The organism is Psychrobium sp. nBUS_13 (genome assembly GCF_051201665.1).
Classification (GTDB): Bacteria; Pseudomonadota; Gammaproteobacteria; order Enterobacterales; family Psychrobiaceae; genus Psychrobium.
In genome coordinates this window covers 953580-977450 of sequence record NZ_CP179210.1, presented here as the reverse complement: position 1 = coordinate 977450, position 23871 = coordinate 953580, and the positions used below count along the sequence as shown (strand labels likewise).

The 23871-nt window shown below is 40.9% G+C and carries 25 protein-coding genes and 1 riboswitch; of the genes, 15 read left to right on the top strand and 10 right to left on the bottom strand.

Going from position 1 to position 23871, the window contains the following annotated elements; genetic code table 11:
• Positions 1 to 193 precede the first annotated feature (193 nt).
• From hflC to tsaE, 8 genes are all read right to left on the bottom strand, one after another.
• Positions 194 to 1075 carry a protease modulator HflC gene (hflC, locus tag ACMAZF_RS04345; protein ID WP_435276244.1) on the bottom strand — a complete coding sequence of 294 codons (882 nt, stop codon included), beginning with the start codon at positions 1073 to 1075 and terminating at the stop codon, positions 194 to 196.
• 3 nt (positions 1076 to 1078) lie between these two features.
• On the bottom strand, positions 1079 to 2227 hold the full coding sequence (hflK, locus tag ACMAZF_RS04340) for an FtsH protease activity modulator HflK (RefSeq protein ID WP_435276243.1): 1149 nt from the start codon (positions 2225 to 2227) through the stop codon (positions 1079 to 1081).
• Between the two features lie 29 nt (positions 2228 to 2256).
• Complete coding sequence (gene hflX, locus ACMAZF_RS04335) at positions 2257 to 3558, bottom strand: ribosome rescue GTPase HflX (RefSeq protein WP_435277180.1); 1302 nt, start codon at positions 3556 to 3558, stop codon at positions 2257 to 2259.
• Positions 3559 to 3568: 10 nt separating this feature from the next.
• Entirely contained in the window at positions 3569 to 3826 is a 258-nt protein-coding gene (hfq, locus tag ACMAZF_RS04330; RefSeq protein WP_435276242.1) for an RNA chaperone Hfq, read from the bottom strand.
• 92 nt (positions 3827 to 3918) lie between these two features.
• Positions 3919 to 4875 carry a tRNA (adenosine(37)-N6)-dimethylallyltransferase MiaA gene (gene miaA, locus ACMAZF_RS04325; RefSeq protein ID WP_435276241.1) on the bottom strand — a complete coding sequence of 319 codons (957 nt, stop codon included), beginning with the start codon at positions 4873 to 4875 and terminating at the stop codon, positions 3919 to 3921.
• Between the two features lie 6 nt (positions 4876 to 4881).
• Positions 4882 to 6801 carry a DNA mismatch repair endonuclease MutL gene (gene mutL, locus ACMAZF_RS04320; protein WP_435276240.1) on the bottom strand — a complete coding sequence of 640 codons (1920 nt, stop codon included), beginning with the start codon at positions 6799 to 6801 and terminating at the stop codon, positions 4882 to 4884.
• Position 6802: 1 nt separating this feature from the next.
• Positions 6803 to 8128 (bottom strand): N-acetylmuramoyl-L-alanine amidase, encoded by a 1326-nt coding sequence (locus tag ACMAZF_RS04315; RefSeq protein WP_435276239.1) that lies wholly within the window; start codon positions 8126 to 8128, stop codon positions 6803 to 6805.
• Positions 8129 to 8132: 4 nt separating this feature from the next.
• Positions 8133 to 8606 (bottom strand): tRNA (adenosine(37)-N6)-threonylcarbamoyltransferase complex ATPase subunit type 1 TsaE, encoded by a 474-nt coding sequence (gene tsaE, locus ACMAZF_RS04310; RefSeq protein ID WP_435277179.1) that lies wholly within the window; start codon positions 8604 to 8606, stop codon positions 8133 to 8135.
• A 205-nt stretch (positions 8607 to 8811) separates the two neighbouring features.
• On the opposite strand from tsaE, the gene ACMAZF_RS04305 reads away from it, so the two are divergent.
• The 3 genes from ACMAZF_RS04305 to ACMAZF_RS04295 all read left to right on the top strand — a co-directional run bounded on the left by ACMAZF_RS04305 (position 8812) and on the right by ACMAZF_RS04295 (position 11753).
• The gene (locus ACMAZF_RS04305) at positions 8812 to 9006 is read left to right on the top strand and encodes a DUF1289 domain-containing protein (RefSeq protein ID WP_435276238.1); all 195 of its coding nucleotides are present in this window, start codon (positions 8812 to 8814) and stop codon (positions 9004 to 9006) included.
• 257 nt (positions 9007 to 9263) lie between these two features.
• The gene (asnC, locus tag ACMAZF_RS04300) at positions 9264 to 9725 is read left to right on the top strand and encodes a transcriptional regulator AsnC (protein WP_435276237.1); all 462 of its coding nucleotides are present in this window, start codon (positions 9264 to 9266) and stop codon (positions 9723 to 9725) included.
• A gap of 81 nt (positions 9726 to 9806) precedes the next feature.
• The gene (locus ACMAZF_RS04295) at positions 9807 to 11753 is read left to right on the top strand and encodes a transglycosylase SLT domain-containing protein (RefSeq protein WP_435276236.1); all 1947 of its coding nucleotides are present in this window, start codon (positions 9807 to 9809) and stop codon (positions 11751 to 11753) included.
• Between the two features lie 182 nt (positions 11754 to 11935).
• Here the strand turns inward: ACMAZF_RS04295 and panP are convergent, their stop codons facing one another.
• Positions 11936 to 13579 (bottom strand): pyridoxal-dependent aspartate 1-decarboxylase PanP, encoded by a 1644-nt coding sequence (panP, locus tag ACMAZF_RS04290; protein ID WP_435276235.1) that lies wholly within the window; start codon positions 13577 to 13579, stop codon positions 11936 to 11938.
• Between the two features lie 216 nt (positions 13580 to 13795).
• On the opposite strand from panP, the gene ACMAZF_RS04285 reads away from it, so the two are divergent.
• Entirely contained in the window at positions 13796 to 14134 is a 339-nt protein-coding gene (locus tag ACMAZF_RS04285) for a hypothetical protein (protein ID WP_435276234.1), read from the top strand.
• A 43-nt stretch (positions 14135 to 14177) separates the two neighbouring features.
• Here the strand turns inward: ACMAZF_RS04285 and pgi are convergent, their stop codons facing one another.
• The gene (gene pgi / locus ACMAZF_RS04280; protein ID WP_435276233.1) at positions 14178 to 15827 is read right to left on the bottom strand and encodes a glucose-6-phosphate isomerase; all 1650 of its coding nucleotides are present in this window, start codon (positions 15825 to 15827) and stop codon (positions 14178 to 14180) included.
• A 143-nt stretch (positions 15828 to 15970) separates the two neighbouring features.
• Between pgi and ACMAZF_RS04275 the strand changes: the two genes are divergently transcribed.
• The 11 genes from ACMAZF_RS04275 to ACMAZF_RS04225 all read left to right on the top strand — a co-directional run bounded on the left by ACMAZF_RS04275 (position 15971) and on the right by ACMAZF_RS04225 (position 23848).
• Positions 15971 to 16282: a histidine phosphatase family protein gene (locus tag ACMAZF_RS04275; RefSeq protein ID WP_435276232.1), complete on the top strand. Its 312-nt coding sequence runs from the start codon at positions 15971 to 15973 to the stop codon at positions 16280 to 16282.
• The gene (locus tag ACMAZF_RS04270) at positions 16230 to 16400 is read left to right on the top strand and encodes a histidine phosphatase family protein (RefSeq protein WP_435276231.1); all 171 of its coding nucleotides are present in this window, start codon (positions 16230 to 16232) and stop codon (positions 16398 to 16400) included. The genes ACMAZF_RS04275 and ACMAZF_RS04270 overlap by 53 nt, the downstream gene beginning before the upstream one ends.
• Positions 16401 to 16682: 282 nt before the next feature.
• A riboswitch (cobalamin riboswitch) is annotated at positions 16683 to 16813 on the top strand.
• Between the two features lie 79 nt (positions 16814 to 16892).
• Positions 16893 to 17693: an ABC transporter ATP-binding protein gene (locus ACMAZF_RS04265; protein WP_435276230.1), complete on the top strand. Its 801-nt coding sequence runs from the start codon at positions 16893 to 16895 to the stop codon at positions 17691 to 17693.
• Positions 17686 to 18687: a FecCD family ABC transporter permease gene (locus ACMAZF_RS04260; RefSeq protein WP_435276229.1), complete on the top strand. Its 1002-nt coding sequence runs from the start codon at positions 17686 to 17688 to the stop codon at positions 18685 to 18687. Before ACMAZF_RS04265 ends, ACMAZF_RS04260 begins: the two co-directional genes overlap by 8 nt.
• An 11-nt stretch (positions 18688 to 18698) precedes the next feature.
• Complete coding sequence (gene cobT / locus ACMAZF_RS04255) at positions 18699 to 19736, top strand: nicotinate-nucleotide--dimethylbenzimidazole phosphoribosyltransferase (RefSeq protein ID WP_435276228.1); 1038 nt, start codon at positions 18699 to 18701, stop codon at positions 19734 to 19736.
• Positions 19736 to 20539, top strand: coding sequence for an adenosylcobinamide-GDP ribazoletransferase (locus tag ACMAZF_RS04250; RefSeq protein WP_435276227.1), 804 nt, complete (start codon positions 19736 to 19738; stop codon positions 20537 to 20539). Before cobT ends, ACMAZF_RS04250 begins: the two co-directional genes overlap by 1 nt.
• Positions 20540 to 20566: 27 nt before the next feature.
• The gene (gene cobO / locus ACMAZF_RS04245) at positions 20567 to 21175 is read left to right on the top strand and encodes a cob(I)yrinic acid a,c-diamide adenosyltransferase (RefSeq protein WP_435276226.1); all 609 of its coding nucleotides are present in this window, start codon (positions 20567 to 20569) and stop codon (positions 21173 to 21175) included.
• A complete protein-coding gene (locus ACMAZF_RS04240; RefSeq protein ID WP_435277178.1) occupies positions 21171 to 22010 on the top strand; it encodes a cobalamin-binding protein in 840 nt (279 codons plus the stop codon). The genes cobO and ACMAZF_RS04240 overlap by 5 nt, the downstream gene beginning before the upstream one ends.
• Positions 22011 to 22069: 59 nt before the next feature.
• A complete protein-coding gene (locus ACMAZF_RS04235) occupies positions 22070 to 22462 on the top strand; it encodes a hypothetical protein (RefSeq protein WP_435276225.1) in 393 nt (130 codons plus the stop codon).
• 87 nt (positions 22463 to 22549) lie between these two features.
• Positions 22550 to 23245, top strand: a complete 696-nt coding sequence (locus ACMAZF_RS04230) for a tRNA (adenine(22)-N(1))-methyltransferase TrmK (protein ID WP_435276224.1) — start codon at positions 22550 to 22552, stop codon at positions 23243 to 23245.
• Between the two features lie 219 nt (positions 23246 to 23464).
• Positions 23465 to 23848: a nucleotide triphosphate diphosphatase NUDT15 gene (locus ACMAZF_RS04225; RefSeq protein ID WP_435276223.1), complete on the top strand. Its 384-nt coding sequence runs from the start codon at positions 23465 to 23467 to the stop codon at positions 23846 to 23848.
• Positions 23849 to 23871 lie beyond the last annotated feature (23 nt).

The window sequence follows — 23871 nt, the reverse complement described above, 5'->3', positions numbered from 1 at the left end:
AAAATCAGCTAAAACAAGGCGCTCGATTGACTAATAGCTGGCTATTAGGATTGAGAGCAACGCCATTTTAGTTAATTTTAACAAGTACAAGTGGGCAAATATTTAATGCAATTGGTATTACTCATTAGTAATAGATTGATTTAAAACAAAAAAACCCAGCATTAAGCTGGGTTTTGTTATCAGTCATAATGCTTTATTTAGCGTTAGGATTCTTCATATACTTAAAGAAATCATTGTCTGGTTTAACAACCATCACATCGGATGAATTACCAAACGATTTCTTATACGCATCCATTGAACGCAAGAAGCTGAAAAATTCAGGATCTTTACCGTAAGAATTGGCGTAAATTCCTGCAGCTTCCGCGTCACCTTCACCACGTGTAATACGGGCTTGTGAATCGGCGTTGGCTATCATGATTGCAACTTTAGCATCGATATCTGCACGAATGATTTCAGATTGCTCTTTACCTTTCGAGCGATGCTCTTTAGCTACAGCTAAGCGCTCTGCGCGCATACGCTGATAAATACTGCTTCGAACCGCTTGTGGTAGCTCGATTTGCTTAACACGCATATCAACTAATTCAACACCGATATCTTGCGCTTTAACAGCCGCTTCTTTTAATGCTTCATCCATTAGCTCACTACGTTCACCCGAAACAATTTGTGAGATAGTACGAGTACCAAATGAACTACGTAAACCATCACTGATTTTTTGCTTCAAGATATTTTCAGCGTTAAATTTGTTACCACCACCAGTACGTAGATAGTAAGTAGCAAAGTCTTTAATGCGCCATTTCACATAAGAATCAACGATTAAATCTTTCTTTTCAGAAGTAACGAAGCGGTCAGGATCACCATCAAGTGTTTGGATACGTGCATCTAATACACGAACCGAATCAAACAGTGGTAACTTCATGTGAAGACCAGGTTTAACAACTTCAGTTTGATCGTTAGCATCTTTTAACACAGCAGAGAAACGAACGATAATACCGCGTTGACCTTCATAAATGACGTATAGTGATGAATAGGCAAAAATAACTGCCGCACTAAGTAAGATTATAATAATACGAACCATGACTTAGTTTCTCCCTTGACGTGATGAGTCACGTGAATAACCACGTTGAGAATCGTTTACAGATGAAGTAGTTGTTTTAGGAATAACTACATTATCAACCATGTTACGCGTTGGCGCTGGCGCTTTATGTTGCTTAAGAATTTGGTCAAGTGGTAGGTAAATCATGTTATTACCACCTTCAACATCAAGCATTACTTTATTCGTATTACTGTAAACTTCTTCAATAGTATCAAGGTAGATACGTTCGCGAGTAACGACTTTAGCATTTTGATAAGCAGGTAATAGCTTTTCAAAACGTGCGACTTCACCTTTCGCTTGTAACACCTGTTGCTCTTTATACGCCTTAGCTTCTTGCTCTAGACGACGTACTTGACCACGCGCGCGCGGTTCAATACTTAACGCATAAGCTTCTGCTTCACGAATGTAACGCTCTTCATCTTCTTGTGCAGAAATAGCATCATCAAATGAGCCTTTCACTTCTTCCGGCGGACGCGCTGGTAAGAAGTTAACATCAACAATCGTTAGACCTAAATTATATGATTCAATAATCTTTTTCAGTTCAACTTCAGTTTGTTGACGCACAAGTTCACGACCTGTGGTTAACAAATTATCCATCGTTGTATGGCCCACTACATAACGCAGCGCACTGTCAGTTGCGTGACTTAGCGAGTTAGCCGGATCGACGGCACTGAATAAATAGCTTTCAGGGTTTATTACACGGTATTGCACGTCCATTTCAACGCGAACAACATTTTCATCACGTGTCAGCATAAAACCAGCCGCTGGTAACGAACGAATTGCTTCAATATCAACAGGAACGACAGTATCAACAAAGGTTGGTTTCCAGTGGAGACCTGGTTCAACTTCGCCAGCTACCTCACCAAAACGCAATACTACGCCACGCTCAGCTTCTTTAATGGTGTAAAAACCACTAACACCCCACACAACAACAGCAAGGGCAAGAATAAGCATAAGGCCGGCGCCCGACAAACCGCCACCATTGCTAGACTTTCCAGATTTACCACCAAAAATTCCACCGAATTTTTTGTTTAAATCATTAAAGACGTCACCAAGATCAGGTGGACCTTGATCTTTACCACCTTTATTGCCCCAAGGATCTTTGTCCTTATTTCCAGGCTCATTCCAGGCCATAATCACTCCAGTTTCTATAAGTAAATTTATTATTGAGGTGTCACTTTGATGTATTGTGACAACTCGTTATCAGTTCTTTTTAAGAATTTGTTCCAGTCTACCAGTGGTAGCCGGACAGCCAAAATCATATTTCCTTCTTCGTCATAATCTTCTGATATGACAAAGTCAGATTTATAGAACATGCCTTTGAATTTTCCAGCAACATGAGCAGGTAATTGCAACTGATGTTGGACAATTTTCCCAGCCAGTAATTCAGTCAAGGCAATAGGTAATAGCTCCATACCTAAACCTTGCTGCGCTGAAATCCAAACGCGAATCGGTGTTCCTTCATTGTCACGGTCAATACGCGGCGTTAATGGCTCATCCAATGCATCGATTTTATTACACACCAGTAACTGCGGAATTTCATCAGCATCTATTTGTGATAAAACGCTAGTAACTTGCTCTATATTATCTAGTTTTCGAGGATCAGCAACATCAATTACATGCAGCAACAAATCAGCTTCTTGGGTTTCCTGCAAAGTTGCCTGAAACGCCGCCACTAAATCATGAGGTAAGTGACGAATAAAACCAACGGTATCCGCCAATATAACATCGCCAACATCATCTATTTCAATTTTACGCAGCGTAGGATCTAGCGTTGCAAATAGCTGATCAGCAGCATATACCGAGGCATCAGTTATACGATTAAAGAGTGTCGATTTTCCTGCATTGGTATACCCAACGAGTGATACCGTAGGCACCTCAGCTCGAGAACGGGAACGTCTGCCCTGCTCTCGCTGCTTAGATACTTTATCTAAACGTCCGAGAATATTCTTAATTCTGCCACGTAATAAACGCCTATCCGTTTCTAACTGAGTTTCACCGGGACCACGTAAACCAATACCACCTTTTTGCCGTTCAAGGTGAGTCCAACCACGGATCAATCGCGTAGAAATATGTCGCAACTGCGCTAACTCAACTTGAAGTTTACCTTCATGAGTTCTCGCTCGTTGAGCAAAGATATCTAAAATAAGAGAGGTACGATCTAACACTCGGCATTGACACAATGCTTCGAGGTTTCTTTCTTGTGACGGTGTTAATGCATGATTAAAAATAACAACATCGGCTTTTAATGCAGCCACTGTATCTGCTATTTCCTGTGCTTTACCACTGCCCACGAAAAACTTAGCTTGTGCAAATTGACGACTGCCCGTCACCGTTCCGCAGGTTGTAACCCCTGCGGACGATACAAGCAGATCTAATTCTTCTAAGTCTTCGCGATCGTCTTCTGATGAAAAATCTATATGGACAAGGACCGCCTGTTCGCCGGTCTCAAAACGATCAAACAAAAATGATTCCTTAGCTTTCGCTACTTTCAGCTGACTCATCTAATTGAGGTTGCTGATGCGCGTTAAACGGCCTAGCTGGCACAACTGTTGAAATTGCGTGTTTATAAACCATTTGGCTCACGGTATTGCGCAGTAAAATAACAAACTGGTCAAATGACTCAATTTGACCTTGAAGTTTAATGCCATTTACCAAGTAAATCGCTACCGGGCAACGTTCACGGCGAAGTGCATTTAGAAATGGGTCTTGTAACGATTGTCCCTTAGCCATAGCTAATCCTTTTTTATGTTGTTGTAATTTATGTTTTTATTATTCTTAACAAACTAATCTAAAACTCAATACTTCAGAGCTTTTTCTGCTAATTAGTTCAACGAATCTAATATCACTTTCATGTTCGACGCTAACGTTTTCTCAGCATTGTCGCCCATAGGTGTTTGTAATGTATTAAGCTTATCCCATCCGCGCAGCCAAGTCATCTGACGTTTCGCTAATTGACGTGTTGCAACTATTCCACGGTAGACCATTTCATCATAATCTATATTGCCTTCAATATAGTCCCACATTTGACGATAACCTACACAGCGAATAGATGGCATGTCAACATGCAAATCTTCACGTTGGTGCAACTTTCTTACTTCTTGCTCAAACCCTAAATCAAGCATTTGCTTATAACGAAGTTCAATGCGTTCGTGCAACTGTGAACGCTCTGGAGGATAAATCGCAAATTGTACAATATCAAATGGCAAATCATTATCAACTGTTTGTGTCAATTGTGTCATAGACTTTCCGCTAATACGATACACCTCTAACGCGCGTGATAATCGCTGTGGATCATTAGGGTGTATACGTTTAGCGGCTTCTGAATCAACCTCTTCCAGCTGCTGATGGATCCATTGCCATCCATGTTTATCGGCCTGCTCTTCAATTTCTTGACGAATATTAGGATCCGCCTTTGGCAATGGCGATAAACCATCTAATAATGCTTTAAAGTACATCATGGTGCCGCCAACTAGCAATGGCGTCTTTCCACGTTTTGTAATGTCGTCCATTAATGCCAATGCATCACGCCTAAAATCAGCAGCAGAATACGCAATGCTTGGATCTAAAATATCAATTAATGCATGCGGTGCACGTGCCTGTTCTTCTTGAGTAGGCTTTGCACTGCCAATATCAAATCCCTTATAAATAAGCGCCGAATCAACAGAAATAATCTCACAATTGTGCTGTTCACTTAATCGAATAGCTAATTCGGTTTTTCCACTAGCCGTCGGTCCCATTAAAAAGATGGCCTTAGGTAGCGTTTGTTGACAATTGCTCATTAAAAATTAATCGCTTTTCGTTAGTGTCTGAATAGTCGCGCTAAAATCAATTGGTGCTACAAATAAGTTACGTGATTCAACTAACTCATCGTAAAACTCTATTCCCTTACCCAGCAATGCACGTGCCGCCGGTAAATCAAAATTGATCTTGGTAACACTTGCAAGCCAATCACAAATGAGTGGTGTTAATTCATCATCAGGTAAGTATTGTTGCTTGTCTAACAACTCAAGCAGCTGTGGAACTAACTGCGCAATATCCTGATTTCTTAACTGGGCCGGTACTTGCTTTACAATAATCTGGGGACGACGAACTGAAATATCAATACCTAAGCGGCGGAAAAGTTGTTCGTCATTTGCTAGTTGGTCAAGAAGCGAGCTTTCTAGCTTAATAGAAACGGGTAGTAATAATGGTTGTGATGTCAGTCCCTGTTGCCATCTTGCCTGTAAATATCTGCTTTCTATCCATTGAGTAAGTTTAGGTAGGTTAACTAATTCGACAATACCTTCGTTACTCACGAGTAGATAATCACCTGCTACGACATCAATCAATTTACCAAATACTTTGTCAGGCGCATCGTCAATTCTTTGTGGTTTATTAGCATCAACATGACTAATTGTATTGGGAAATGGCGCTTCAAACTCCACCGCATCTGCCAATAAATTGCCATAGGCACTTGCCCCTTGACGAATATCACCAGCGCTGTGTTCTGGCGTATATTGTGGCTGATAATTAGGCATTGGCATTGGCGTTGGCGTTGGCGTTGGTGATTGAGATGGTGCAGAAACAGATTCAGTCAAGTCATCAAAAGAGATAGGCGCAACTGTATCTGAATTATCATGAGCAGGCGTATATTGATGAGCCGGTGCGTTAACTTGCGCTGGTTGAGATAATGAATTCGGTACCTGTGATGCACTATTATTCAAGGTCATTGCCTGTGACAAGCCACTACTGAGCACCTGATGAATCAAATCATGAATCATCCGGGATTGATGAAAACGTACTTCATGTTTTGCGGGATGCACATTAACATCAACTTGAGTTGGTTCTAAATCAATATAGAGAACATAGCTTGGCACCATACCGTCTGGTAACCAATCTTGATAAGCCTGACGAATAGCATGATTGATAAGCTTATCTCGCATCATACGGCCATTAACATAACAAAATTGCGTATCATTGGTGGTGCGACAAGCTTGAGGTAGACCAAGCCAGCCTGATATCTTTATATCGTTGTGGTTGTTATCAATGGCAATAGCGTTATCAATAAATCGATTGCCACATATTGCTGCAACGCGTCGTTCTTTTTGAGCCGTTGTTGACGCTATTTTTAAGTTTCGCAGCATTTTCTGATTGTGTTTAAGTACAAACTCGACATCAAATCGGCTTAAGGCAAAACGCTTAATGAGTTCATCAATATGATTAAACTCCGTTTTTTCAGTACGTAAAAATCGGCGACGTGCTGGCGTATTAAAAAACAGATCATTGACTTCAACACTCGTCCCCACAGGGTGAGCTGCCGGCGTAATTTCAACCCCCATTTCTCGCCCTTGCGCAAATGCTTGCCATGCTTCGTTTTGCTGCGCCGTTTTAGAAGTGAATGTTAAACGACTCACTGAGCTAATACTGGCGAGTGCTTCACCACGAAAACCTAGCGAAACAATTGAGTGTAAATCGTCTAAATGGGCGATTTTACTAGTCGCATGACGAGACAGTGCGAGCGTTAATTGTGATTTTTCAACACCACATCCATTATCGCGAATACGGATCTGCTTGCTTCCGCCCTTTTCAATATCAATAATAATTTGCGTTGCCCCCGCGTCTAACGCGTTTTCAACGAGCTCTTTGACAACAGACGCCGGTCGTTCAACAACTTCACCCGCCGCAATTTGATTCGCCAAACGAGGCGATAATAATTCGATAGCCATATTAACTTTGAGGGATCTTTAGCACTTGCCCAATACGCAATACATTTGAGCGCATCGCATTGTGCTTTTTAATTTTGGATATCGATGTTTTATAGCGTTTTGCCAACATCGATAGCGAATCTCCGCGCACAACTTTATGCTGCTTCGGACGATAGTTTGCGAAATAAGTACCTTCTAATGCCTTACTCTTAAAATAACTTACAACGGAGCGATAAATGGCATCTACCATTTTTTCGCGATGCTTTTTGCTGAATAGCTTTTTCTCTTCTTGAACATTAGAAATGAAGCCAGTTTCAACCAGGAGTGATGGAAAGTCAGGTGACTTTAGCACGCCTAAGCTTGCTAAAGCAGGCTTCTTCTTATGCAGGTGAGTGACACGGCTAAGGTTCTTTAGAATATCTGTAGCAATACTATAGCTCTCAACTTTAGCATGCTCCATCGACATGTCTATTAGCGTGCGCGCCAAATATTTACTATTTTCATTCGACTCAATAATCTCGCCAACACCACCAAGTAACTCAGAATGACGCTCATTATTTTCTAATACTCGACCAACTTCTGTATCCGCTCTTTTATTCGATTGTAATAGTACTGATGCACCATGGGGTTTTCGCGAGGTAAAAGCATCAGCGTGAATTGACACTAACAAATCAGATGATGCTTTACGGGCAATCGCAGACCGCTTATTTAAACCAACATAATAATCGCCACTTCGTGTCAATACCGCTTTAATTCCCTTTGTTGCATTGAGTCGCTTAGCCAGCATTTTTGATATGGCTAACGTAACAGTTTTTTCATATCGCCCACTTGGACCAATAGAACCAGGATCTTCACCACCGTGCCCCGCATCAATTGCAATCACGATATCGCGCTTTTGTTTTGCCCTGTCTTTACTGGTTTTTACTGCCGTTGCAATTTTTTTAGTAGGTGTTTTTACAGCCGCTTTTTTAGGGAGGTCAACGACTAGACGATCACCATAGGGCCCTGTCGGTGGCAGAGAAAAAATGCGCGGCTTAATCCCGCGTTTTAAATCGATAACCAAGCGCAGCATTCCCTTTTTAGGTGCTCGACTCGTTCGAATGCGCGTCACTAAGTCGCTGCTGATTTTTAGCTTTTTTAAATTTGCGGTTAACGACGTTTTTTTGAAATCAATGACTAAACGATGGCCATTGGTGAGATTAAAATGACTAAACTCTGGTTTCTCAGTCAGATCAAATACCACTCGAAACTTGTCTGGCGACGGCCATACACGTACATCTTGCAGCTTATTGGCTGCACTGACACTCAGTGAAAAACAAACTAAAACTAATAACAGCAGCGTTCTCAAAGTACTAGATTCTCCGTTGTTTTAATGCACTAAGCACAGCTTGGCCATTTTGTGTGTTGGCCTCAAATTTTACTTCTCGCTCATTATCGACATACGTTAACCACAGTTCGACATCGGCTTGTGGCAACAAGCCAAAACCTCGTTGTGGCCACTCAATTAAACATAAACTCTTGTCTGAAAAATAATCCCGGATCCCCATAAACTCAAGCTCTTCAGGATCCGCCAAGCGATAGAGATCAAAATGATAAATTTGCCAATCAGCAACATCATAGGGCTCAACTAAGGTATAAGTGGGACTCTTAACGTTACCTTGATGCCCAAGTGCCTGTACAAAGCCGCGCGTAAATGTCGTCTTGCCTGCTCCCAAATCACCGTGTAAAAACACCGTTGTCGCTTGAGTCATACACAACGCTAAATCGCGCCCAATATTTACAGTTTGGTCGCTATCGGATAAATGGGTATGGTAGGAATTTAAAATATCTTTGCTATTCACGTTGTTATTCAATAATTACGGCAGTTCAGAGTCATAATGGCAATATATCATTGACTGACGATTTGACACAACTGGCAGCGCTTTTTAGAATAATTAAAATAGCAGCAATGACGAAAACTGTGATTGCCTAACAATTATATACCCGTTGTGCTTATTTCAGAGCTCAGGTATCAACTAAGACTGGACAGTTATGGATCATAGTGTACGTTCCCCATGTATTGCCAACTGCAAACTAGATGATGAAGAAATTTGCCAAGGATGCTTTAGAACCCTTGACGAAATCATCAGCTGGTCGACATCTTCTAACGTTCAAAAGCAAGCGATTGTTGATCGCGTCAGCCCATTACAAATAAAACACCGCGCATTAAAATCTAATAAACATTAGCTTTATCAAAAAAAATCCAAAAAAAAACACCTAGAAAACCGCCAGGTTTCTAGGTGCTGAGTAGTTCTTTTACTAACAACCATAAAGGTACAGCTAATCGAATAACACTCACGAGCAAGGCCCGCTTAGAACATGCGTTGATAATCAACTAAAACACAACATTTAACAAGCATTCAAAATATTATTATCTAAAATAACTGAATTCATTTACCATAAACGCAGTTTTAGTGAATATCATCTAATTAATGTGACTTTTTATGAACAAACAGTATCAAATCGATAATCTTGATAAAAACATTCTGAGTGCTCTTAAAGACAATGCAAGAATTCCTTACGCGGAATTAGGTAAGAAATTAGCAGTAAGTCCAGCCACGGTTCATGTTCGAATTGAGAAGATGCGCCAAGCAGGCATCATTGCGCGTACCAAAGTTGAGCTCAATGAAAAAGCGTTGGGTTACGATGTGTGTTGTTTTATTGGTATTAATTTAAAAACAGCCGGCGACTACAAACCAACTATCAACAAACTCAGTGAAATTGAAGAAGTGCTTGAAGCGTATTACACCACCGGACACTACAATATTTTTGTCAAGATTATGGCCAAGTCTATCGATCATCTACAACGGGTATTGATTGATAAAATTCAGGCGATTAATGAAATTCAGTCTACCGAGACATTAATATCTCTCGATAACCCGATTAATAGAGAGGTTCGACCATAATTAGCTCACCAGAGCATTGGTGTTTTCTCAAAAAACTGCCATGATAACCAATCCATGGCAAGGACAACCTAAGGACCCAAAATGTTTACCCGATTTTTCTCGCTAGCCTTCTTCTCATATTCGCTAGCAATTTCCGTATCGGCTAATCCAGTAAAGCACCTTGAAACACAGCGCGCTGAGTTTGATGAAGTAAGACAAGAACTGGACAAGTTATCTTCGCGTAAAGCAGTTCCTAAACAGCTGCGTCAGCAAATCAATGATCTTACAGATTATCCACTATATCCGTATCTTCAATTGTCGTTATTTAAACGGCAACTAGAAAAACGTTCCGTTGAAGACATTAATGCCTTTCTAACTACTTATAAAAAGTTGCCCTTTAAACACAGTTTGCGTGTATTGGCCCTGAAAAAGAAATTTAAAAAGCGCCACTGGCAAGACGTCATTGCGTTATATCGTCCGGGAGATAGAACCTCTTATCGATGCATGCAATTAACAGCACTCTATAAGTCAAAGCAACAACAAGAAGCATTGGCGCAAGTTGATTCATTATGGTTAACAGGAAGCTCTTTGCCTAAGCAATGTGATTATATTATTAAGCGCTGGCAAAAAGCCGGTAAACAAACCAGTCAGCTAACATTGCAACGTATTGAACTCACGTTGAAGAAGCGCAAAGGAAAACTAGCAAAGTACCTAGCAAAATCGCTAAACGCCAAAGACAAAGCTACCTATCTATACTGGAAAAAACTCTATAACAAACCACAAATGGTCTCAAAATTCCATTATTGGAAGAAACGTGGGCATTTTGCCAATGTCGCACTGAAAATAGCGATTGAGCGTATAACTTATCGTGACATTGATAAGGCTATTACCCTCATCGAAAAAATTAAAAAACATATTGGTTTTACTGAAAAAACGCGTCATCAACTAATAAACAACATTGCTCTACGGGCTATGTTAAAAGAAAAAGAATCAGCGCAGTTCACACTCTCGCATATCACTTGGAGTGCGCTAAATGCTGCTAAACAAGAACAAATCTTGCGACATTTAGTGACTATTGGCCAATGGGCAACCATCAGTGAACTGTACATGGCTCATTACCAAGTTATTGATGCGCCGTTAGAATGGCAATATTGGTACGCAAGCTCACTTGAAGAGCTAGGAAGTAAAGAGAAAGCGAAGACCTTATATAGTGAGATTGCTAAAAAACGTCGATATTATGGTTTCTTAGCCAGTGACAAGCTTGGTCAAAGTTACAGTTTAAATCACCAAAAACTCGCCAAGGATAACGCCATTATTTCGGCGCTTAAAAACAATGATTATCTGCGCCGCGCAAATGAGTTTTATTTATTGGGCGATGATTTACCGGCGCGACGTGAGTGGTATCAACTCGTAAAACCGCTAAATGAAGAGCAACGAATTGCTGCGGCACACATAGCCAACGACTGGCAGTGGCACAACCGCGCGATCATAACGCTGACCATGACGGAGCAACGTAACGATTTAGATTTAAGATTTCCAATGCCCCATCAACGCGATTTTATCGATCAGGCTAAGGCACAAGACATGACACTAAGCTGGCCGTTAGCGATTGCTCGTCAAGAGAGTGCATTCTTAAAAGATGCCACATCAAGTGCTGGCGCACGTGGCTTAATGCAATTAATGCCGGGAACAGCAAAGCTACAGGCTAAAAAAGACGGAGTTTTATATTATTCACGCAAACAACTGCATGAGCCATCATTAAATATTAAATTGGGCACAGCATACCTTAGCGATATGTTGTCACGGTTTGATAATAATCTAGCTGTCGCAGCCGCAGCCTATAATGCAGGCCCACATCGTGTAAAACATTGGGTGAAGAAAGAGTTAGCACAAGATCAATGGGTTGAAAGTATTCCCTACCGTGAAACACGATCTTATGTCAAAAATGTGCTGGCGTACGCTGTTATCTATCAGCACCATTTATCACAAACTAAAAAATTACCTAGCGCTGCGATTAATCCAGCGCGTATGGGGATTTCAAACAAATAAATGCAGCAGATTGGGTAAGTTATACCAATCTAGGTAAGTAGATGGTCTACTTTTTTACGAGAATAAATTGATTAGAACAAGGCATTTATTCTCGTATGTAGTTATTCTACATAGAGAATAAATAACGCAGTTATCATCTATTTAGGCCGTTAAAAATGATCAGATATTTTCCTAGGTTGGTATTAATCCGCATCAACTAATGCGCGTAATTGAGACATAAAGGTGTGCTCATTATCATCATTAGCCAATACCACTTGCTCAGCTAGAATATCCGCTAAGATATCATCGCTTGTTAACGGATTAGCTAACACAACACGAAACACAATAATTGATTGGTATTGGTAATAAGATGGCGTCAACTTGGTACGTGATACAAATGCTTTACCATGCCCACGTTGAATTTTTTGTAAGTACTTAGTAAAGCGATTTAATAGTTCATTAATCGCAATTCTAGACGCTTCATCACACGTTTTTAAATGTTCAGTCACCCATTGTGGGCAGTAACGATAGGTTAAGATGTTAAGCGTTGGCTCATTACACAATTCAAATTCAGAATGGTTTTTAATCATTGCTGCAAATCGATGAGTTTTGTTAATACCTTCCTCAATGAGCAGTTCATAACCACTTCGGCCAAGAATCTTGAGTCCAGAGTGCACAAGCATTGCCATACCAGGGCGTGAACCTTCGAGTGTTTTACTGCCTAAATCTTTAGAGCCTTTACGAATAATATAATTAGCGTGATGCTCTACACCGCTCAATACTGATGGTGATTTAAAGACAACAATTCCCGCCCCCATTGGCACATAAAGTTGTTTATGAGCGTCAATAGTTACTGAATCTGCACGTTCAATACCTGCGAGCAGTGGCGCATATTTCTTAGAAAATAATGTTGGCGCGCCCCACGCCCCATCAACATGAAAATGACAATTATATTGCTCAGCAATATCGGCCATGTCATTAAGGGGATCAACGGTTCCTGTTTCTGTCGTACCAGCAACACCAACCAAGGCTAGGATCTTAATTTTATTATCAACAAGCTCTTGGCATTTCTCACCAAGCGACGTCAAACAAATTTGGTTATTGTCATTGGTTGGCACGGCAATAATATTATCAGTCCCTAACCCCAATACATCGGCAGTCTTCTTCAAAGAATAATGACCGCGCTCACTCACTAAAATAGCAGCGCCGCGATAACCATAATGAAGTAAGCCCCCCATTAATCCCGTCTTTTGGATGCCTGGATAATCTTCAGTAGGTGCAAACGCATTATTACGCGCAGCCCACAGTGCGGTGATATTAGCGACTGTACCACCAGAACAAAATGCCCCTAGTGCATGGTTTTGGTCGTGCATAAAGGTGTCATAAAAACCATCATCACTGTTATAAACAAGACGATGTAACATACCAATAACTTGGCGCTCTAGCGGCGTGAATGATTTTGAAGTTTCGGTTTTTACCAAATTCTGATTTAACGCAATCATAATTTTTGATAACGGCAACATAAAATAAGGTAACGCCGATGTCATGTGCCCAACAAAACTTGGAGAGGCGGTATGAACAGAGTGCGCTACTAACTTTTCTAATAGAAAATCAGCTTGTTGTGACACAAAAATAGGATCACTAGGAATAGTTGCATCGGCGAAGTCTTTTTCAACTTCGGCAAGATCTTTTTCGACTGCCACAATATGAGATTGTAAAAAACCTTCGAGGTTTTCAGAAATCTCTTGCTCAACTCTACTTAACGTCGATTCCTTCTCTTCTGGGACAGTGAAGACCCGAAGTAGGCTATCTTGGGTAGCGCTAGCTTGACGTGTAGTTAGACTCATTACTCATTATTCTCAATATTATTATGTTGCGAATTTAGCTCGCAAATTTTTCACAATCTATCATTTACCCAAATTTGTTACCAGTCTGCAATGTTAATCTTTGAACTCAACCCATCAGCCTGAACAAAAAACAACCAACAAAAGTAAAAAAACACCACGATATTTAAATTGTTGTCTACTATTAATCAATAAGTGAAGCATCTATTGGAGGGGCACATGCCAGAACAAGATTGTCGTCGTGAAGGTGTTCGCGTTGCGGTTCGAAATGCCGATCATATCGAAGCCATAGTTTATACAGAACAGGGCGTACCCGAATTTTGCGATGAGTATGAAATAAATTTAGGAGGTATTAAAGTTAATAGTAACTTTAGTGAGCTAAAAAATAATCGGGTGAGAGTCAGCCTTTTTAACAGCAAAGATCAACGAGTGGAAATCCAAAGCACAATTATGAGCTCAAGTTTGCGCAATTCAGTCATCAAATTTGATCCGCTAAATCAAGAACAATATACCGTTTTATGCAATATGTTGACATTACAACAACCCATTGACGAATAACAAAACGCCGCTATAACTTCACAGTCATAGCGGCGTTTTTAATTTAGCTTCCGTATCGCATTTCTTTGTAATAATTGATGAGATTAGTCGTTGATGAATCATGTTCACCCACTTCGCCATCCTGCGCTAATTCTGCTTGGATCTTAACAGCTAAGCCTTTTCCCAATTCGACGCCCCATTGGTCAAATGAACAAATTTGCAAAATAATACCTTGCACAAAAATCTTATGTTCATATAACGCAATTAGCGATCCCATGCTTTTAGGATCAATTCTGTCGAGCAAAATGGTATTAGTAGGACGGTTACCTTGATGTACCTTATGCGGCGCCAGTTTGTCGATATAAGCTTGAGTACGCCCTTTCGCTTTTAAATCTTCACGAACCTGCTGTTCATTCACACCACACATCAATGCTTCCGTTTGAGCGAAAAAGTTACTCATTAACGTTTCATGATGCCCTTTCACTGGCGTTGTACTTTCAATTGAACCGATAAAATCTGCTGGAATAACGTTCTTACTTTGATGCAAATATTGATAGAACGCATGTTGTCCATTAATACCAACACCGCCCCAAATTGAAGGCACGGTTTGATATTCAATATCTTCACCCATCCAGCTTACAGACTTACCATTAGATTCCATTTCTGCCTGTTGCAAATACGCCGCCAGCATATGAAGGGTTTGATCATACGGTAAAATAGCTTGCGATTGGCAACCTAAGAAGGTGGTATTCCATAGGCTAATTAGCGCTAAAATCACTGGCGTATTTTGCTCGAGCGGCGTTTCAATGAAATGCTGATCCATTTCATGAGCGCCTTCTAGCAACTGCATGAATTTTTCAAAGCCCATATCTAACGCGATTGGCAAACCAATCGCCGACCACAATGAGAAACGTCCACCAACCCAATCCCACATAGAGAATAAGTTATCAGGGTGAATTCCAAATGCCGTAGCATTTTCAAGGTTAGACGTTACGGCGACAAAATGATGCTTCACCGCTTCATCATCAAACGAAGACGACGTTAACCAAGCGCGTGCAGTCTTCGCATTGGTAATTGTCTCAGTGGTGGTAAAAGTTTTGCTAGAAACAATGAATAGCACGTTTTCAGGGTTCAACGGACGTAATACTTCGGCAATTTGCGCACCATCGACATTTGAAATGTAGTGAACATTAACCGTGCTGTCATTGTGATGCTTTAATGCTTCGGTCACCATTTGTGGACCAAGGTTTGAACCACCAACCCCAATATTTACAACGTCAGTGATACGTTTACCGCTATAACCTTTCCAATCGCCTTGACGTACTTTTCTTACAAAGGCTTCCATTTTCTCAAGCTCAACATTAATTGTCTGTGTAACATTCTCACCATCAACAATTAAATCGTTTCCGCTGCGATCACGTAGCGCCGTATGTAACACAGCACGTTGCTCTGTTTGGTTTATTTTTTCCCCACTTAGCATACGTTCGCGCCAATCTTCAATATCGCATTCTTTCGCTAAGTTAATTAATCTCGCCATGGTTTCGTCAGTCACCAAATTCTTTGAATAATCGAACAATAGGTGTGGCAGCTTGATTGAAAATTTATCAAAGCGCTGCTTGTCTCCTGCAAAAAGGTTATTAAGATGTTTTGACTTCATCTCAACAGCATGTTGTGTAAGAAACTTCCAGCTAGGTAACGCTTGACGATTTTTCATGGGGTTGTATTCTCCTGTCAACGCACAGTTTGACTAAATGGCTTTCACTGAGCCTGTTTTTTACGATTATGGTAACTTTATAACGGATAATCCAGTAAAAAGCTGTGATTTATGTAATAAAATTACTAATTTAAGGAATTCACATGCAGCAATTTACTATCACTTTATTACGTCATGGTGAAACAGTTGCCCCTAAAAACCTTAATGGTGCAACAGATGTTGCCTTATCTAGACTTGGTAAACAGCAAATGCTGAATGCTGCGAGCAAGTTAAGCGATATAGATTGCACAGTGACTTCTCCGTTACAGCGTTGTTTTATCATGGCACAAACTATTGCATCACAATGGCAAGTGCCACTGTCAATTGAGCAACAAATTGCAGAAATGAATTTTGGTGATTGGGATGGACACCCCTTTGACGAACTTTATCAACAATCCCCCAACACAAATGGATAAGTTTTGGCGTACCCCCTGGGATGTCACCGTGCCAAACGGTGAACAATTAAGTGACTTCCAGCAACGAATAGATAAGGCTTGGCGGCGTCTATTAATACCAATTGCATTAAGTAAGTGATCTTGTTGTGCGTAGAGAAAATCAGCTAAAACAAGGCGCTCGATTGACTAATAGCTGGCTATTAGGATTGAGAGCAACGCCATTTTAGTTAATTTTAACAAGTACAAGTGGGCAAATATTTAATGCAATTGGTATTACTGCCCTTAAAATAGATTTCGCTGCTGTCGTGAAAATTCAAACAACCGTTGATAATAATAAGTATTATCCGATGTTGCTTTGGCCTTCGTGAATTTGAGTAAACCTCAACGAAGGATAAAAGCTTGCATAGGCATGAAAATCGCCGATAATGGCGGTGATTGATGTTTGGGAACAAGGTGATACTCCTTGGCTGTACCCGCAACTGTGACGTTAGCTGCTCAATAATATGAGCACGTTATCCCAAGCCAGATACCAACATTGATTTACTATTTACCTTATTTCAAGCGGAGTACTTGTGTGAGCGACTCTCTGCCGCATCAACAAGGCAGATTCTGCTTACGCGTCTAAATCACTATGTCATCAATCATCGACGTCCATCAGCTTAGCTGGCACATCAACAATAAAATCATACTTGATGACATCTCTTTTAGTATTGAAAAGGGAGAATTCGTCGGTGTCATTGGCGTTAATGGCAGTGGAAAAACCAGTTTATTACGCAGTTTATATCGCGTTATCACGCCAAGTACTGGCAGCGTAACACTTAATGGTTGTGACATTTGGCAACAATCGGCAATCGATGTCGCAAAACAAGTTGCTGTTGTGAGTCAATCTAATGCCCCCATGCCTTATCAAGTGAAAGACGTCGTTGCTATGGGGCTTATTCCTCATAAAAAGCTCTTTGAAAATACCAAGGCCAGCGATCATGCACTTATTCATTCAGCCATTGAGCAATTAGATTTAACGGATTTGCAAAATAATGATTTTGAAACATTATCAGGTGGTGAACAGCAACGAGTATTAATAGCCCGTGCTATTGTTCAATTAGGCTATAAAAATAGTCTAGCCAATCAATTATTAATCATGGACGAGCCAACTAATCATTTAGACATTCATTATCAACTAGATTTACTAAAGCGCGTTCAGCAACTTGGTTGTAGCGTTATTGTATCCTTGCATGATTTAAATATGGCCAGTGCATGCTGTGATGAGATTATATTGGTCGACAACGGTAAAGTCGTTATTCAAGGATCGCCTCAGGAGGTTCTCACACCAGCGCGGATCAGTGACATTTATCAAGTCAACGTTGATGTCATTGAACACCCGAAGCATAAACGCCCACATTTATTGTTTAGCGAGTCTTCAAACCATGACTAAAACGCTACTTATCATTGCATTACTCGCTTTTTCTTGCATCACTTCTATTATCGTCGCCTTAAGTTTTGGTGCGATTTCAGTCTCGTTTTCGGATGTGGTTTACGCATTATTTCCTTCATTGAGTGAACAGACAGTTGATCCTATTATCGCTCAAATCATCGTAGAACTTCGATTGCCACGGATATTGCTGGCACTACTCTCTGGTGCTGGTTTAGCCATCGCCGGAGCGACATTGCAGCAGGTGACACGAAATCCGTTAGCCGATCCCTTCTTATTTGGCATTTCTGCCGGCGCTTCATTTGGCGCCGTCGTTGTGCTCAGTGTATTAACCAACATTGCCATTGTGTGGCTGCCAATTGGCGCATTTATCGGTGGATTATTATCCATCACCATGGTGTTATTTATTGCCGGGCGCAGTACTTATCAGCAAATTGAACGCATGCTGCTAGCTGGTGTTGCTTGCTCATTCATGTTTAGCGCAGCTACTAGTGCGATTTTATATCAAAGCGATCCACAAGCCGCTGCATCAATTTTGTTTTGGACACTCGGCAGCTTCTCTCAAGCACAATGGGATCAATTATTGTGGCCAGCAATTATTATTGGCACTAGCATCATCGCTTTTTTCGCTTACTCAAGACAAGTGCTCGCTATCTCTGGTGGCGATGAGAATGCGACAACATTGGGTGTATCAGTATCGAAAGTTCGTTTGCTGATGCTAATTTTGAGCTCACTAATTTGCGCAGTCATCGTTGCAAATGCAGGCGGGATTGCCTTCGTTGGACTCTTAATTCCGCATGTCGTACGCTTAACATTAGGCCAGCGGATGTTAAATAACTACGTAATTGTTGCCCTGCTTGGTGCAACCTTTATGATTTTAATCGACTTGGCAGCGCGAACGCTTATCACCAATCAGGAAGTACCGTTAGGCATTATTACCAGTGCCATCGGCAGTGTTTTCTTTCTGCTAATTCTTAAACAACGTCGTCAATATTAATGAGATTTATCATGGACTTTATCGCACCGCTAGATAAAACACAGCAAAGCCTGATTGAGCATCGAATCAATAATAAAACGAAGCCCTTGGGATCATTAGGACAACTGGAAACACTGGCGATTCAATTAGCACTGATTTTAGGTGCTGAAAAGCCATTGATTAATCAGCCAATCCAATTGGTATTTGCAGGTGATCATGGCGTTAGTAAATTAGGTGTTTCAATCGCTGGTCCTGAAGTTACCGGACAAATGGTGGCTAACTTTTGTCATGGCGGCGCAGCAATTAATGCATTTTGTAGTCAAAATAATATGAATCTCTATGTGGTTGATTGCGGCACTGTTATTGAACACCCTGACCATCCAATGCTCATCAAACAGCGTATTGCACCGACAACGCAAGCATTTAACCTAGCGCCAGCAATGTCTCAGGAGCAACTGCAACAAGGTCTTGATTTTGGTAAACAAGCTGCTGTAAAAGCCATTGCTACTGGCGCAAATGTCATTGGCATTGGAGAAATGGGCATCGGTAACACAACGTCAGCAGCTGCGATTATGCATCTTATTACAAAACACGACATTGACCTCTGTGTTGGTCGTGGCACCGGTGTTGATGAAGATACTGTTGCTAAGAAAAAGAAAATAATTTCAGATGCCATGCAACTTCACCACGGCGATATCAGTGCCCCAGCAAGTATATTAAGACGAGTCGGCGGCTTCGAAATCACTCAGATGGTTGGTGCCATGCTCGCGATTGCCGAAGCGGGTAAAGTCATTTTAGTCGATGGTTTTATCTCAAGTGCTGCGGCGCTCCTTGCTTGCAAAATGTCAGACAATGTTCGTGACTATATGATTTTCAGCCATTGCTCGAAAGAGCTTGGCCACCAGCTTTTATTAACAGAGCTAAGCGCCTACCCTATTTTAGATCTTAACCTACGTCTTGGTGAAGGTAGCGGCTGCCCGCTGGCTTTACCACTGCTGCGCAGCGCATTGGCTTTTTATAATGAAATGGCGAGTTTTGAACAAGCGAATATTAGCGTTGAGCAATCTTAATGTCTAAAGAAACTGGGTTACGACATCAATGGCGTTTATGGTGCATTGCCTTAGGCTTTTTTACGCGTGTGCCGATTAAAGATATTCCCGATTTTAAACAGCATTGGCTTAATCAAGCTAGCCGTTATTACGGTGTTGTTGGTTTGTTGGTAGGCGTTGTTGCAGCACTGACTTGGCAAGTATCTAGCTTACTATGGCCTGTTAGCATTGCTGTTATTTTATCGATGATGGCCAGTGCGTTACTTACTGGCGGGTTTCATGAAGACGGCTTGGCAGACACTTGGGATGGTTTTGGTGGCGGTTGGAGTGTCGAAAAAAAGCTAACTATCATGAAAGACTCTCGCTTAGGAACCTATGGCGCGTTGGCTTTGATATTTGCGATTTTGTTAAAATTTCAATTGTTAGTATGCTTGGCACAACTATCAATTGAACCAATACTAGGCCTAAATATCATCGTTATTGCGTTGGTATCGAGTCATTGTTTGAGCCGAGTGTTGGCGGTGAGCCTTATTTTCAATCAAACCTACGTCCGAGATATTGACTCAAGTAAAGTCAAACCAATGACTGAGCAACAAAGCCCAACAGAAATTATCATTTTATTATTGAGTGGGTTACTACCACTCACCTTGTTACCACTCACGTTATCATTAAGTTTCATTGCTGTGCTGATTGTCAGTCGCTGCTTAATTGTGATGTGGTACAACAAACAACTTGGTGGTTATACAGGTGATTTGTTAGGCCAAGCCCAGCAAATCAGTGAGTTGACTATTTATCTCACTTTCCTCACGTATTTTACCCATTAAACCAATTTCACATGTAAGGATTTAGCCATGAGCGATAATGACGAATTAAAAAAACAAAAGCACCAACAGCGCCAACAAAAATTGAAAGAGAGTATCGATGCCAAAGTTGCAAAAGCGACTAAAGAGCAAGGCATATTCATGGTTATAACAGGTAACGGGAAAGGCAAAAGTACTGCTGGTTTTGGCACTGTATTACGCGCTGTTGGTCATGGTCAAACAGCAAGTGTTGTGCAATTTGTTAAAGGCCAATGGCCATGTGGAGAACGCAATGTTCTTGAGAAACTTGGCGTTGAATTTTGCGTGATGGGCACCGGGTTTACTTGGAACACACAAGATAAAGAATTGGATACCAAGGCCGCGCAAGCGGCATGGCAGGAAGCAAAAAAAATGCTCGCTGATGAGAGCCAAGATATCGTCTTGTTAGATGAATTAACCTACATGGTTAGTTATCACTACATTGACGTTGAAGAAGTTATTCAAGCGATAAAAAATCGCCCGCCAATGCAACATGTCATCATCACAGGCCGTGCTTGTCATCGTGCTTTGTTAGATATTGCTGATACCATCAGTGAAGTAAAGCCTACCCGTCACGCCTTTGAAAATGGTGTAAAAGCAAGGATTGGTTTTGATTATTAAGAATCTTAAACGTCTTATCGTTGCAACCTTATCGCTGATCGTTATCACAGTTAATGTTGCCGCAGAAGATGCGCATCCTAAACGAATCATCGCGCTTTCTCCTCATGCCGTCGAAATGCTCTATGCCATTGGCGCTGGCGAGCATATCGTTGCAACGATAACTCACGCCGATTATCCAGAGCAGGAAAAATCGATCGAAGTGATTGGTGATTATCGAGGTATAACGTTAGAAAAACTTATCAGTTTAAAGCCGGATCTCGTCGTAACTTGGCCAAGTGGCAATAAATTTAATCAAATCGAACAAATCAAAAAATTGGGTTTTAACGTGGTTGCTTCTGATCCCACAACCCTTGATGAAATTGCTAGCGATATTCGTCATCTGGGCAGAGTGACTGGCTATGAAAAACAAGCGGCGCAAGTTGCTAACAACTTTGAGCAAGAGCTCGCAGCAATCACAACGCAATATCAATCACGCAAACCGGTTAAGGTATTTTATCAGCTATGGTCAAAACCATTAATGACGGTTAGCAAAGACAGTTGGATCAATCAGTTCATTACTCGCTGCGGCGGAGTTAATGTCTTTAATGATGCGGATAGTCCTTACCCTAAAGTGAGCACTGAAAATGTATTACTTACTGGCGCGCAAGTGATTTTAGTCCCTGAGGACAAAGAAACGCGAGGCCATGAACTTTACAATTGGCAGCAGTGGCAATTATTACCGGCGGTAAAAAACAAGCAAATATATCATCCTGATGCCAAGGTACTTCACCGACCAACGCCTAGAGTATTAACGCCGATGAAGCAAGTGTGCGAATTTATTGATAAAGCTCGGTAATCTCTTTAATAGATCGACGTAATGCTCTATTATTAAGCTTTCAAGCATGGAGCATTACAATGAAACTACTCGCAAAACTCTTACAGCAGTATGGTGAAGATGCTCAACTCAAGAATAATCATGTGCATGTTCACTTCTCACGTTTTGTCTCGAAACTAACAATAAAGAAAGATATTGCTACAAACCGCTTAGTATATTCTTACAACCAATTTGGAGATTTTATAGGCATAATTATGTTTTGTGTAATGGCTGGCACCTATATGAACAAAGGCGATTTTACCTACGCAATGTTTTGTACTGGTCTTGCATTGGCACTCGCTACAAGTTGTATTATCAAAGAAATTAAAGTTACAGCAATAAAACAACAAGTTAACACCTTACTCGAAAAGTATCCTGAAATTCTGACAACAAAACTACAACGATTGACTCCCTATTCAGTATCATCACGCTAACGTTTACTTCATTATCCAATTAACATTTGAAGCGCTGGCACGTACAATAATGGTCAATATTTTTAAGTAATTTAACTGACCATCATTGTGTTTAAACTCAGCCATCGTCTTTTGACCTTACAACACCTCATTGAAAACGAATACGAACACATTTGGGATTGTTGCTGTGATCACGGCCATCTTGGCATGAGCTTGTTGTCAAAGTTCGCCAAGGTTCAATCGCCACCAACTATTCATTTTATTGATATAGTGCCAGCCTTGATGGATGAAGTTGACGCTAAATTAACGCGCTTTTATCCTCAACAGGATTTTAATTGGCAGGTGCATTGCGGGGATGTCAGTCAACTGCCCTTAGAGCTCGCATCAAAAAAGCAATTGGTTATCATCGCAGGAGTCGGTGGTGAATTAATTCAAGAATTTGTCACGCAAATCCTTAAACAACACCAGCACCAAACTATCGATTTTTTATTATGCCCTGTAAACGAGCCGTATCACTTACGACAAGGTTTAATCGCATTAGATTTATCACTCAAATCAGAGCAAATTATCAACGATAATAAACGCTATTATGAAGCATTATTAGTGACTAATGACACGCAGTATTCAGCGCCAATGTCTGCCGTTGGTGAACAAATGTGGCAAGTAATAAGTGAACCACAACAGGCGATTAATCAAGCCTATTTAGCAAAAACAATTGCGCATTATCAACGGGTAAAACATAAATCACATGACTGCGATATTGCCTCACGCTATATCCGTATTAAAGCAATTACTTCACTCTAAAAAGGACGTAAATCATGACATCTCAAGTACGCGTTGGTGTTGCAGTGCTCATTATCAATCAAGAAAAAGTCTTATACCAATTGCATTAAGTAAGTGATCTTGTTGTGCGTAGAGAAAATCAGCTAAAACAAGGCGCTCGATTGACTAATAGCTGGCTATTAGGATTGAGAGCAACGCCATTTTAGTTAATTTTAACAAGTACAAGTGGGCAAATATTTAATGCAATTGGTATTATTAGGCGAACGCATTGGCTCCCATGGTGCCAATACTTGGGCAACACCTGGCGGCCACTTAGAAATGGGAGAATCGATAGAAAGCTGTGCAGCGCGTGAAGTATTGGAAGAAACAGGACTAGAGATAAGCGCCATTACACAACTTGGATACACCAATGATATCTTTGATGCTACTAAACATTACATCACACTCTATGTCACCGCTGAGTCTGCCAGCCAAGATGCGACAATAATGGAAGTGGATAAATGTACACAATGGCAATGGTTTGATATGACCAAGCTGCCATCCCCTTTATTTAAACCAATGAACAACCTACTCAGCAACCACGATCTCATGAGCAAACTCCATAACTTAATTAACAAGAACTAAATGATAATAAATATCATTTAGTT